Consider the following 12791-nt stretch of genomic DNA (forward strand, 5'->3'; position numbering starts at 1 on the left):
GCATCCGAACAAAAAGCCTCCGATGAAACCGGAGGCTGTTGTAACCCCATTGCAAATGGGGGTCCCGTTTGGACGCCGATCACCCCATGTGCGGGGTCCTTATTCCATGCCTAATCACAATCTTCCCGATAAGCAGGCTTGCAAGATCACCGTTGAGCTTCTGGCACTGGCGCATGACCGCGGCTGCGAACGCGAACTTGCCGAAGAATTGGCCAGGACACTCGATGCTGGTGAGTTACCCAACCTGGCTGCCATGCGAGCGCTCTTCGGTCCGGACCCGGCCAAGCTGCCGACCGTTCATGTGCAACTCGCATCGCTTAACGGTTATGAGGCCCTGATCGGGACGGGAGAAGCCGCATGAAGAACGCACACGCCATCGATGAAGCACGGCTCGGTATCATGCTCAACGAACTTCGGTTGCCGACAATTAAAACGCTTTGGCCGCAATTTGCCGAGCAGGCGGACCGGGAAGGATGGCCAGCAGCTCGATTCCTGTCGGCTATTGCCGAGCACGAGCTGGCAGAACGTGCAAATCGCAGGATTGAACGGCATCTCGCCGAAGCGCACCTGCCGCCTGGAAAGACCTTGGACAGCTTCGCCTTTGACGCTGTACCTATGATCTCGAAGGCGCAGGTCATGGCAATTACCGCCGGCGACAGTTGGCTCGCCAAGGGAGCGAACATCCTCATGTTCGGTCCGCCCGGCGGAGGAAAGAGCCATCTTGCTGCTGCCATCGGTCTCGCGCTGATTGAGAACGGATGGCGGGTCCTGTTCACCCGAACCACCGATCTTGTGCAGAAGCTTCAGGTTGCCCGTCGAGAACTCCAGCTTGAATCAGCCATCGACAAACTCAACAAATACGACCTGCTCATCCTCGATGACCTCGCCTACGTCACCAAGGACCAGGCGGAAACAAGTGTGCTCTTCGAACTGATCTCGGCCCGATACGAGCACAGGTCGATCCTGATCACCGCCAATCAGCCGTTCGGAGAGTGGAACAGGGTCTTTCCCGATCCTGCCATGACACTCGCCGCAGTCGACCGGCTCGTGCACCATGCCACGATCTTCGAGATGAATGTCGAAAGCTATCGCCGCAGAGCAGCACTTGAGGAAAAGCGCCAGCGAGGCCGACCCGCTTCGTTTGCGACAATCAGGACCTCAACGCTGTCTGTCGCGGAGCGGCAATCAGAAAATGACGAAGAACTTGTCAGCGACAATCAGCATGATAATCTGACCCCGACCGCGACCTAAGAATCTCATCCAGATTGTCGCCCGCGTCTCATCCTAATCGCCGCGCTATATGCTCGACAGTTCGGGGGCCATGCTGGACAGGTCGTCTAGCCCCATGTCTGAAACACATCCGGATAGGGGGATAGCTATAAGGGCTCCAAGGCAGGCATTCCGCGCGATCAGAAGTGCTCGCTGATTCAAATTCTGAAACCAATTCATTTCGTCACTCTTCGCGCTTTCAATGAAACCGTGCCGACATCACCAATAAGGTGCCGAGCGCACCACGGCAGCCGGCAATACAGGAAGGGGGGCACGACCGCACGACGCCGCATCGAACAAACCCTTAGCCACCGGTACAAATATAGGACCTCAAGTAACTAGAGCTACAAGGGGCAGCCCCAGGAAAGGCTAAACGCTCCTCCCACCCAACCATCTACTCATCTTTGGGCACGGGACCAGGCACAACATCGAGCAGAGATTTATCAACCAGGGGGGTTACCTTCATTGGGTTTGCTCCGGAGGTGCGCATCCGCTCCAGATCTGCTGCAGTGAGGTAATCGAGCTTGGTGATCAGAGTTTTATAGTAGGCTTGCAGACCAATCCGCTTGTTCATCCGCGCCACCAGATCTAACCTTAAGGCATCGGCGGCGAATTCGGGGTCTGTGAGCACCGGTCCAGACAACAGTGTCGCGATCAATTCGTCCGTCAGTTCTGCCTCCGGGCTGGGACTAGCACGCAGTGCCTCGTCATTTGCGGTCAACGTCACTTCTGCAACGACGTAACCGTCGACCTTTCTCTCCCGAATAATCGGGACGGTCACCATCGCCGATTTGACCACCTCATGTTCGGTTAGCCCGGGAGACTGCGTCTCAACCTGTTTGGGCGCTGGGGCCCACTGGAAACCAGCGTAGACAGCAACCAAGCACACCAAGACACACCACGCTCCGGAGCATGCAATCTTCCACATTTACTAATCTCCATGAGGATCAACCGGAGCTACGCCGGGATCCTCCACCGATCGCTGTGCTGCCATCGCATTCAGGCGTGATTGGACAGTGCTCGATCCCTTAGTCGATGAGAGCCGCTCTCAAGCCGCGTGTTGGACATAGTCCAACGCAGCAGACACCTGGTTACGATCTCCGGGCGGTATTAACGGTAAGATCAGGCTCGGGGAGGAGGATCAAGGGGATCAATGCCTGCAAAGACACGGAACCGATTTGGTGAAACTCTGTAGGCAGAGAGCATTCGTTCCGAAATTGCAGCGCTTTCCTGCAGGCAAGCCAGAAGCTCGTGAGAATGCTCGACCAGATGCTGGCATTTCGCGTGGGTACCAGCAGACGCAGTCCCTTGATGGACGGTTCTGGATATCGTCGCCCCGGAGATGAGATCCCGTGCGACTGATCCATGCGGACTCACAATAGCGACTGCCAACAGCAGTGCCATACACAAAATCCGAATCGATTTTCCAAGCCGCGACATCATCACACGTCACAATTAACCTGTCTGAGATTGCCTGAAGCTGGTGCACAGGCACCGCCGCACAATGGAGGACGCAGACAATAAGAATTGATTTCCCCATATGTGACCATAGCCTCTAGAGTCGAGATATGATCGGTTCAGTCGCACATATCTCGAAAAAACTTGGCATGATCGCTGCGTTTTCGCTGGTGGGATTTGTGTTCGTCAAGGCTGTTTTTGCCGTCGTTTGCTGGGGCATAGGACATGACTCCTTCGAGGCCATCGCGGGCATCGTCTCATCCATCGGCCTTGGGGGCTGGATCGGCATAGAGGCCTATCTGTCGTTCACAAGCTGGCGATCTCATAAAAAAGTGCCTGAATTCGACACAGGCCGATAAAATTGCACTGAATTTCTTTGCGTGATGATCGTGTTCGATCCGCATAACTCGTCCCAACACATAGGGACGAGTTATGACCTTCAGATTCCTGCTCGCAATTTTCGCCATAACGTTCATTTCGACAGGCGCCGCTTGGAAACCGGAAGCGGCAACATGGGATTCCATGCCTGTCGCCGGGGCGACGTCGCAACCGATCGGCCACTTCGAATTTTGTAAAAGATATCCCGAAGAATGCCAGCCTAACGCTGCAGATCGCGCACGCCTGAAGCTCACAGAGGAAATCTGGAATAGCCTCGTTGAGGTCAACCAGGTCGTCAATACAATTCCGGCTATCGAGGATATCGAGATCTATGGCGTCGAGGAATTTTGGAATTATCCTACCACCGCAGCCGACTGCGAGGACTTTGCTCTGCTGAAGCGCAAGCTTTTGATGAGGCGCGGGATCGCGGTCTCCAATCTGCTGATCACAGTTGTACTTCAACCGGACGGATCCGGGCATGCTGTTTTGACGGTGCGGTCGGAAATAGGCGATTTCATTCTCGACAACTTGCGTGGTGAAATCAGAAATTGGTCGGAAACAGAATATACATATCTCAAGCGTCAGGATTCCCGCAATCCTGGCAAATGGGTGAAGATCAGGGACGGTCGAGACACAACAGCGGTCAGCGGCATTCGCTAATCGAGGTGACAAATTAGACCGGCCGATCCTGCAGCAGTCAGCCGGGTGCCTGACGAGGTGAAACCTCGCAATGATTGGCGCCCCAGCTCAGATGATGAGCCCCGGCCGCCACTACACTTTTCCTTGATGCAGCAACTGGCACAAAATTTTGCACTTGAAGCTCTAGTTCCTAGAGGCCGCATGGCAAACCAAGTGAGCGTGAAATCCCGCTCGCGGCCAATCTGCCAAATCGTAGCGAATGTAAGAGTGTGCTCAGTCTGGAACCGAAAATGCTGTTCTCGAAAAAAGCCATGTTCAGGCTTACCGTCATCGTCCTCGGGGTTACCGCAATCTGCGGTATCGATCTGTCCGTCAAATTCGTCATGGCGGAGCTTCTGGCAACCCCGACTGGAACAATCGAGTTGACCTCTTTTTTCAACCTGAAACTCACCTATAACACGGGCGTTAGCTTCGGGTTATTTTCGGACACCATCGTGTCAGCGCCCCGTTTGTTCGCCACACTTCAAGGGGGCATCGTAGTCGGACTCGTCATTTGGGCAGTATTCGCCAACAGTGTCCTGGAGGGAATGGCCATAACGGCAATGGCTGGGGGTGCGAGCGGAAATGTGGTTGATCGTTTGATGAACTTGAGGGTTACCGACTATTTGGATTTCCACGCCTCCGGGTGGTCATGGCCTGCCTTCAATATTGCAGATGTGTTCATCGTTTGCGGTGCCATTGTCCTTGTGGCGGCGTCGGTAGTTCAGACGAAAAACGAGCATGCGTCCACGAACTCCTGACGGGGTGCGGCGCAAGGAAAAGGCGTCAACTCTCGGTTTTGTAGTAGCCTTTATTCGCGATTTGGTTCTCCATGGTGATGATTAGTTTCCGCGGCATCTGGAGCAAGAATATCAAGCGGGACAGCACGCAAGGTACCGTCATCGAATTTTAGCGTCATCGTTGCGGCTTTCGGAGGACCCGAATTTCGCATCAGTGAAATGAAAACCGTATCCTGTCCCATGTCCAGTTCCGCTTTTCGGGGGATCACGACGTAGGTGTCCGACAGCGGCACTTGTTCGAAGCCCTTGGATTTGGCCATCGGGCTCACGAGTGTTGCAGTCGAGTACCCTGTGACGTTGACAGAGACAATCGCCATGTCATCGGGCGTACCATTGTAGACAGTGACATATGCTTTATCCGTGACCCCGTCCGGCGCTAAGACCAGTTCGGCATGTTCGATAGTCAAGGCGTCGTAGTCGATTTGATGAGGTTCATTTGTCACGTTAGCCCAGGCGCCGCTCTGACCGGCGAAAAGAAATGCAGTGGCTGCCACACACCAACGTTTTGCTTGATTTGCCATTTATAAATCCTCACATGTTCCGAGCCATTGCTTACATACCTCTCGGTTGTTCGAGGGTTCAGGTTCGCGTGATGGGCTAATTTGTCGCGGCCTGCACCTGCCGCATTTGGAGAGGGAGGTAGCATGCTCACCATTGGAGATCTGTCCAGGACCACGGGTGTCAAGGTACCAACGATCAGATATTATGAACAGATGGGGCTGCTCTCACCGCCGGAACGTTCTGAGGGCAATCAGCGACGTTACTCGAAGACCGAGCAGGAACGCCTCTCATTCATTCGACATGCCCGCGACCTTGGATTGACGATCGAAGCTATTCGCGAGCTTATAGAGCTGAGCCAGCATCCGGAAAAGCCGTGTGCAGAGGCCGACAAGATAGCTGCCGAACAGCTTGTGACAATCCGACAGAAGATCGAGAGATTGAAGAAGCTGGAAGCCGAGCTGGAACGGATCTCAACACACTGCCATTCGAATCAAGTGCGCGATTGCTATGTGATCAGGGCCTTGGCAAACCACGATATGTGCACCACCGAGCACGACTGACTACAGCATTTCACTGCCCAAATACCTCTGAGTACACGGCGATCCCAGTTGGTACCGATCTGAATGATCGGGGCGGTTGGTGGCGAGCTCCAAGTCGCACAGATCGTCCAGACCAAGAGACTGCATCAGGGGTCGCAATCGCCTAGTTCGTGAGGGTCACATCAGGCTGCCCGCCAGCTCACTGAGTGCTTGAAAGTCCTCCGGAAGTAATGGGCAGCTCGGTGCGAGCGCATCAGGAAACGAAATCGACCAACAGCTTCAGGTTCAGCAAAGCGATTACGATGGCGATGATCCAGGCAAAAGCCGAGAGCCAAAGAGGTGCCTTCATCTCTCCCATCTTATCAGCATCGGCTGTGAACATCACCAGCGGGAAAACCGCAAAGGATAGTTGGAGGCTAAGCACGACCTGGGTCAAGATCAGAAGCTGGGCAGTGCCGCTGTCTCCGAAAGCTATAGTGACCCCTGCTGCGGGTATGATGGCGATCCCCCGGGTAATCAGACGGCGAAGCCAAGGTGCAAGCTGGATCTTCAGGAACCCTTCCATCACGATCTGACCCGCAAGCGTCGCGGTAACCGTTGAATTGATACCGCAGCACAAAAGGGCGATTCCGAACAATGTCGGTGCGAAGGCCAAACCGAGCAACGGGGCTAGCAGACTATGAGCCTCACCCAGTTCTGCGACCGAAGTCCGCCCGGTTTCGTGGAACGTAGCGGCCGCCAGAATGAGGATCGAAGCATTGACGAGCAGAGCGAACATCAATGCGACTGTGGAGTCGATCGTCGCGAATTTCAGAGCCTCGCGCTTTTCAGGTAACGTATCGCCAAAGTCCCTCGTCTGCACGATACCGGAGTGGAGGTAGAGATTGTGCGGCATAACGGTCGCACCGAGTATGCCAAGCGCCAGATACAGCATGTCGGGATTCGTGATAATCTCTGTCGTTGGAGCAAAGCCGAGGATCACCTGACCCCAATCCGGATCGGCAAGAGCGATCTGTCAACGGCGGAGTAAAAACCGGCCACGGGGCGGAGCAAAAGTCGGCCACTATGGCGGCCGCCTGAGACCGCCGGGAGGGCGTAGCCCGAGCGGGGGTCTCAGGCGGGGGCGGCGATTTTTTGAGAGGTGTCAGCCGGCCTTTCGGGCGCGGCTCTGGGCGAGACGATAGCTGTCGCCGTTCATCTCGAGGATGTTGACGTGGTGGGTGATGCGATCGAGCAACGCGCCGGTCAGACGCTCGGATCCCAGGGTTTCGGTCCATTCGTCGAAAGGCAGATTGCTGGTGATCAGGGTGGCACCGCGCTCATAGCGTTGCGAGATCAGCTCGAACAGCAACTCCGCGCCGGTCTTTGATAGCGGGACGAAGCCCAGCTCGTCGATGATCAGTAGCTTGTAGGCCGCCATTTGCTTCTGGAAGCGGAGAAGACGCCGCTCATCACGCGCCTCCATCATCTCACTGACCAGGGCGGCGGCCGTGGTGAAGCCGACGGACAAGCCCTTCTGGCAGGCGGCCAGGCCGAGGCCGAGCGCCACATGGGTCTTGCCCGTGCCGCTGGGGCCGAGAGCGATAACGTTCTCCCTGCGCTCGATCCATTCGCAGCGCGCCAGTTCCAGCACCTGCATCCTGTTCAGCTTTGGGATGGCGGCGAAGTCGAAACTGTCGAGGCTTTTGACGACCGGGAATTTGGCCGCCTTGATCCGGCGCTCGACCTTGCGCCGGTCCCGCTCGATCATCTCCCGCTCGGCAAGCCGGAAGAGGTAGCCGACATGATCGACACCTTCGGTGGCGCAGAGCCGGGCCAGCTTCTGATACTCGCGCTGGAAGGTCGGCAGCTTCAGGGTCTTGAGATAATGGGCGAGCAGGATCTCCGGGACTTCGGTGCTCATGCCGCTTCTCCCGTATCAGACGACAGGAGGCGCATATATGCCTTCGCCGAGGTCTTCTCGACAGTTGCCCTCGGCAGGTACGGATAGATCGACAGGTCCAATCGCGGTGGCCGGCGCTCGACCCGGCACAGGATCAGATGTTTGACCGCATCGAAGCCGATCGCGCCGAGCTGAATGGCCTGCTTCACGGCCGCATGCAGGTCCGCAAGCTCGAAGCTCTCCAGAAGACGGAGAACCTGCACGTATTCCCGCCGGCCATGCTTGGCCATGCGGCCTTCCATCAGCCGGCGCAGTGTGGCGAACTCTCCGGGCAGGTCCCAGCCTTGGAGAGGTGCAGCTTGATCCAGAGAATTGATCTTCTGCTCGATCAGCGGCAGGTAGTGGACAGGATCGAAGATGACATCCTCGCGCTCCCAGCTTCGGGGATGGCGGGCAATGATCTCGCCGCGGCAGCCGATGACCACCTCGTCGACATAGCCGCGAACCCAGACATCCTGGTGGCCGTAGGCGACAGGCACGGAATAGTCGTTGGTCTTGTAGCGCACCAGAGACTGTGCCGTCACAATGGCGCTGGCCTGGTCGCAGGCGTCAAACGGCGACGCCGGCAAAGGCCGCATGGCAGCAACATCCCGCTGCAATCGTTCGCCGATCGTCTCGCTCTCGCCGCGCAGCCTGTCGCGCTGACGCTTACGGCATTGCTCTTCCAGAAAAGCGTTGAACGCATCCCATGTCGGAAACTGCGGGATCGGCACCATGAAGTTGCGCCGGGCATAGCCGACAAGGCCCTCGACATTCCCTTTGTCGTTGCCCTTGCCAGGCCGACCGTAGCGATCCCGGATCAGGTAGTGAGATAGGAAGCCACTGAACAGCGCTGCCCGTTTGCGCGTGCCGTCGGGGAGGATCTTCGCGACGAGGCAGCGGTCGTTGTCGTAGACGATCGACTGTGGCACGGCCCCAAAGAAGGCAAATGCATGGATGTGGCCGTCGACCCAGGCCTCGGCCACCGCCGCCGGATAGGCCCGCACATAGCAGCCGTCGCTATGCGGCAGATCGAGCACGAAGAAGCGCGCCTTCTGCTCCACGCCGCCAATCACGACCGTCGCCTCACCGAAGTCCGCCTGCGCATGGCCGGGCGGATGCGACAGCGGCACAAACACCTCTTGTCGGCGCTGATCCCGATCGCGCATATAATCCTTGATGATCGTGTAGCCGCCGGTGAACCCGCATTCGTCGCGCAGGCGGTCGAACACCCGCTTGGCCGTATGGCGCTGCTTGCGCGGCACCTTCAGGTCTTCATCGAGCCAATGGTCGATCGTCGAAACGAACGCATCAAGCTTCGGACGCCGGATCGGTGATCGCCGCTGATAGCCGGGCGGCGTCGAATAGGCCACCATCTTGGCCACGCTGTCGCGCGATATGTTGAAATACTTTGCTGCCTGACGCTGCGTCATCCCTTCGGAAACAGCCAGGCGAACCTTGAGGTATAATTCCACGGTGTAGATCCCCTGTCCCTCCTGCGATCATTGCAGAAAGGAAATAGGTGGCCGGATTTTACTCCGCCCGCAGAAGCATTATGCCGCCGCTACCGTGGACGACTTTTGCACCGCCGCTCTCACCCGGCAAGTGGGTGAAAATCAATGACGGTCGTGATACGATTGCCGTGGGCGGCATTCGGTGATCAGCGGCATGTTGTACTCTGACCGTCGTTGTTGACGATCACAATACTGCAAGCATGAACGTCGCCAGCACCAGCCCCCCAAGAAAGGCCGCAACCATCGTGGTCGTCCGCGCGTTCGGGCGTTCCGGTATCGTTGTCCGCGATGAGTTCTCGTCGGGTGACTGACCAGCGTTGGTAGTCCCGGCTAACGGCTCCTGATGCAGTGCCTGGCCTTCTGGAGATGATGAATCCATCTCCTCCAGTGCTCTGTCCAGCATTACGCAGGTGATCGTCGTTTCATCGAATTTCACTTCGAACTCGAGTTTCCGACTGCTTTCAATTTTATCGAGAGCTTTGACAGCAGCGGCCTGCTCGCTATCAGCTTCAACGAGTGATCGATGGGTGACAAGAAAAAATGGCATTCGCTCGCCAACAACTCTCGAGGTGAAAGAGAGCCGGAGACAGTCAGATCGCGCCCGGAGGCTTCCCCATGACTGCATCCAGACTTGTGATTTGGTCCGTGTGTTCGGTATGGACCAACGGTTTACCGAACACACGAATGAGCAATTAGCTTGATAAACTGGATGAAGTCAGCGCTCTTACGGCATATTTTTCATCATCTCCGGTGACATGGGCATCATGTTGGTGTTGAGGTGATACATAACCCAGATTGATCCGACGAGCACGATGACAAGGATCACGATCGTAAAAATCAGTGCCATCATGGTCCACCCTCCTTCAGAGCGGCTGTTCATGTGCAGGAAGTAGGTCATGTGGACAAGCATCTGGATGCCGCCAAGGATCATGATCGCCGCGATCGTTATCATCTTGCACTCGATGACGTCGCCCATCACAAGCCAGAACGGGATGGCCGTCAGAATAAGCGACAGGATGAATCCCGTCATGTAGCTCTTGAGAGAACTACGCCCCGAGCGGTGACCGGAATGCCCTCCGTGTGCTCCATTATGAGAAGAATTCGACGTCATGCGACAACTCCCATAAGATAGACCACTGAGAAGACACCGATCCAGATGAGGTCGAGGAAGTGCCAGAACATTGACAGGCACATCAGTCGTCGATGGTTCTCCGGAGTGAGGCCAAACTTCGACACCTGTATCATAAGCACCACAAGCCAGATGACCCCAAACATGACATGGAGGCCATGCGTGCCGACGAGGGCGAAGAATGACGACAGGAAGGCGGACCGCTGGGGACCAGCACCCTCCGCGATCAGATGATAGAATTCGTATGCCTCCAGCCCCAGGAATGCGAGGCCGAGCAGGCCTGTGACACCAAGCCAGAAGATCGTCGCACCCTTTGCATTGCTCTCGGCACGGATCATCGCAACACCATAGGTAATCGATGACACCAGCAGGATTACCGTCGCAACCCCGATCAACCTGAGATCGAAAAGATCGCCAGGTGCAGGACCGGCCGCGTAATTACGACCGAGCACCGCATAGGTGGCGAAGAGAGCCGCGAAAATAAGCAGGTCACTCATCAGATAGAGCCAGAAGCCCAGGTTCGTGCTTCCTTCAGGATGATGTTCCTCATCGAGATGGAATTTCTTGTCAGCCCGGGGGGCGTGAATCGGGTTTGCCATGTCAGTTCCCCTGGGCGAGCAGCTTCGAACGTGCGTCTTCGACCTCGGCAACTGTTGCTGCCGGGATATAAAAGTCGCGGTTGTAGTTGAAGGTGTGGGCGATCGAGATGATAATGATCGCTGCGAATGATACGATGGCGAGCCACCAGATGTACCAGATGAGCGCAAAGGCGAGCGCGATGCTGATACCGGAAAGGATGACACCGGCACCAGTATTTCTGGGCATGTGAATCGCCTTGTATCCGGCCAGTGGTCTCGCGTATCCACATTCCTTCATGTCGTGCCATGCGTCCATCTCATGGACCACTGGAGTGAAAGCGAAGTTGTATTCTGGCGGCGGCGAGGAAGTAGCCCATTCCAGGGTTCGGCCACCCCATGGATCGCCCGTCGTGCAGCGGAGCTGGTCGCGTCTCCTCACGCTGACGACCATCTGGATAATGAAGAACAGGATACCGAGTGCAATCAGGCCCGCCCCGAATGCGGCGATGATGAACCAGATCTGTAACGAGGGATCATCAAACTGCGAAACTCTGCGCGTCACGCCCATTAGTCCGAGCACATAGAGCGGCATGAAGGCGACGAAGAAACCGATCTGCCAGAACCAGAAGCTCATCTTGCCCCAGAACGGATCGAGCTTGAAACCGAAGGCCTTCGGCCACCAATAGGTTACTCCTGCCATCAGGCCGAACAGCACGCCGCCGATGATGACGTTGTGGAAGTGGGCAATCAGGAAGAGCGAATTGTGCAGCACAAAGTCAGCAGGAGGTATAGCCAGCATGACGCCTGTCATACCGCCGATGACGAATGTCACCATAAAGCCGATCAACCAGTACATCGGCAGTTCGTAACGGATCCTTCCCTTGTACATCGTGAACAGCCAGTTGAACATCTTCGCACCCGTCGGGATCGAAATGATCATCGTTGCTATTCCAAAGAAGGCGTTGACGGACGCACCTGCTCCCATCGTGAAGAAATGATGCAGCCAGACCACATAAGAAAGAAGCATGATCGTACATGTCGCGTAGACCATCGACGCGTAGCCGAACAGCCGCTTGCCCGAGAACGTAGATGCAACTTCCGAAAAGATGCCAAAAGCCGGGAGGATCAGGATGTAAACTTCCGGATGACCCCACATCCAGATCAGGTTCACGTACATCATCGGGTTACCGCCGAGATCGTTCGTGAAGAAGTTGGTGTCCAGATAGCGGTCTGCGGTCAGCAGCGCAAGCGTTGCCGTCAATATCGGGAATGTCGCCACGATCAGGATGTTGGTGCAAAGCGAGGTCCAGGTGAAAACAGGCATTTTCATCAGAGACATCCCCGGTGCGCGCATCTTGACGATGGTCGCAACGAGGTTGATGCCCGACAGCGTTGTTCCGATGCCGGCTACCTGCAAACCCCAGATGTAGTAGTCCACACCGACGCCAGGGCTGTAATCGGCACCCGACAACGGCGGATAGGCCAACCAGCCGGTCTTTGCGAATTCTCCTACGAATAGCGAGATCATGATGATGATCGCACCCGCCGTCGTCATCCAGAATGAGAAATTGTTCAGGAACGGAAATGACACATCGCGAGCACCGATCTGGAGCGGCACAATGTAGTTCATGAACCCTGTTATGAACGGCATGGCGACAAAAAAGATCATGATCACGCCGTGGGCGGTGAATATCTGATCATAGTGGTCGGCGTTCAGGTATCCCTCGTTGCCGTTGAAGGCGATGGCCTGCTGAATACGCATCATGATCGCGTCGGCGAAGCCGCGCAGAAGCATGACGAGCGCCAGAACGATGTACATGATGCCGATCTTTTTGTGATCGACAGATGTGAACCATTCCCTCCAGAGATAACCCCACAGTTTGTATTTCGTAATCAATCCCACGATGGCCAGGCCACCGATAACCACGGCAACAAACGTGCTGCGGATGATTGGATCGTAAGGGATCGCTTCCCAGGTGAGCCGCCCGAAGACGAGTTGAGCGAGTGTTAGATTTTCGAACATCTT

General features: G+C 56.1%; 13 protein-coding genes and 2 pseudogenes. 6 read left to right on the forward strand and 9 right to left on the reverse strand.

From position 1 onward, the window contains the following. Together OK142_RS23540 and istB (OK142_RS23545) are read left to right on the forward strand one after the other, a co-directional pair. Positions 1-361: pseudogene (locus OK142_RS23540) on the forward strand (IS21 family transposase); the annotation flags it as partial. Continuing rightward, positions 358-1251: an IS21-like element ISRel5 family helper ATPase IstB gene (gene istB / locus OK142_RS23545; protein ID WP_037095010.1), complete on the forward strand. Its 894-nt coding sequence runs from the start codon at positions 358-360 to the stop codon at positions 1249-1251. The pseudogene OK142_RS23540 and the gene istB (OK142_RS23545), both read left to right, overlap by 4 nt. Before the next feature lie 412 nt (positions 1252-1663). Here istB (OK142_RS23545) and OK142_RS23550 read toward each other — a convergent pair whose 3' ends face one another. Further along, positions 1664-2197, reverse strand: a complete 534-nt coding sequence (locus tag OK142_RS23550; RefSeq protein ID WP_037094253.1) for a hypothetical protein — start codon at positions 2195-2197, stop codon at positions 1664-1666. A 679-nt stretch (positions 2198-2876) separates the two neighbouring features. On the opposite strand from OK142_RS23550, the gene OK142_RS23555 reads away from it, so the two are divergent. The 3 genes from OK142_RS23555 to lspA all read left to right on the forward strand — a co-directional run bounded on the left by OK142_RS23555 (position 2877) and on the right by lspA (position 4544). Then, positions 2877-3086 (forward strand): hypothetical protein, encoded by a 210-nt coding sequence (locus OK142_RS23555; RefSeq protein WP_137039963.1) that lies wholly within the window; start codon positions 2877-2879, stop codon positions 3084-3086. A gap of 73 nt (positions 3087-3159) precedes the next feature. After that, entirely contained in the window at positions 3160-3765 is a 606-nt protein-coding gene (locus OK142_RS23560; protein ID WP_037094250.1) for a transglutaminase-like cysteine peptidase, read from the forward strand. A gap of 269 nt (positions 3766-4034) precedes the next feature. Then, on the forward strand, positions 4035-4544 hold the full coding sequence (lspA, locus tag OK142_RS23565; protein WP_051796774.1) for a signal peptidase II: 510 nt from the start codon (positions 4035-4037) through the stop codon (positions 4542-4544). Between the two features lie 50 nt (positions 4545-4594). Here the strand turns inward: lspA and OK142_RS23570 are convergent, their stop codons facing one another. Next, positions 4595-5104, reverse strand: a complete 510-nt coding sequence (locus OK142_RS23570; RefSeq protein WP_035228721.1) for a copper chaperone PCu(A)C — start codon at positions 5102-5104, stop codon at positions 4595-4597. Positions 5105-5227: 123 nt separating this feature from the next. On the opposite strand from OK142_RS23570, the gene OK142_RS23575 reads away from it, so the two are divergent. Then, positions 5228-5644 (forward strand): MerR family transcriptional regulator, encoded by a 417-nt coding sequence (locus OK142_RS23575; RefSeq protein ID WP_035228718.1) that lies wholly within the window; start codon positions 5228-5230, stop codon positions 5642-5644. Between the two features lie 232 nt (positions 5645-5876). On the opposite strand, the pseudogene OK142_RS23580 reads toward OK142_RS23575, so the two are convergent. From OK142_RS23580 to cyoB, 7 genes and pseudogenes are all read right to left on the reverse strand, one after another. After that, positions 5877-6638, reverse strand: a pseudogene (locus tag OK142_RS23580) (divalent metal cation transporter); the annotation flags it as partial. Between the two features lie 129 nt (positions 6639-6767). After that, complete coding sequence (gene istB / locus OK142_RS23585) at positions 6768-7526, reverse strand: IS21-like element helper ATPase IstB (protein WP_498685603.1); 759 nt, start codon at positions 7524-7526, stop codon at positions 6768-6770. Then, entirely contained in the window at positions 7523-9019 is a 1497-nt protein-coding gene (gene istA / locus OK142_RS23590) for an IS21 family transposase (protein ID WP_498685605.1), read from the reverse strand. Before istA ends, istB (OK142_RS23585) begins: the two co-directional genes overlap by 4 nt. A 223-nt stretch (positions 9020-9242) precedes the next feature. After that, positions 9243-9605, reverse strand: coding sequence for a hypothetical protein (locus OK142_RS23595; protein ID WP_003501174.1), 363 nt, complete (start codon positions 9603-9605; stop codon positions 9243-9245). 177 nt (positions 9606-9782) lie between these two features. Next, positions 9783-10169 carry a cytochrome o ubiquinol oxidase subunit IV gene (gene cyoD, locus OK142_RS23600; RefSeq protein WP_035228678.1) on the reverse strand — a complete coding sequence of 129 codons (387 nt, stop codon included), beginning with the start codon at positions 10167-10169 and terminating at the stop codon, positions 9783-9785. Further along, a complete protein-coding gene (gene cyoC, locus OK142_RS23605) occupies positions 10166-10786 on the reverse strand; it encodes a cytochrome o ubiquinol oxidase subunit III (protein ID WP_003501178.1) in 621 nt (206 codons plus the stop codon). The genes cyoD and cyoC overlap by 4 nt, the downstream gene beginning before the upstream one ends. Before the next feature lies 1 nt (position 10787). Continuing rightward, positions 10788-12788: a cytochrome o ubiquinol oxidase subunit I gene (gene cyoB / locus OK142_RS23610; RefSeq protein ID WP_003501180.1), complete on the reverse strand. Its 2001-nt coding sequence runs from the start codon at positions 12786-12788 to the stop codon at positions 10788-10790. Between the last annotated feature and the right edge of the window lie 3 nt (positions 12789-12791).

It is taken from the genome of Agrobacterium sp. BT-220-3, assembly GCF_025910175.1.
In the GTDB taxonomy this organism is placed as follows: domain Bacteria; phylum Pseudomonadota; class Alphaproteobacteria; order Rhizobiales; family Rhizobiaceae; genus Agrobacterium; species Agrobacterium oryzihabitans.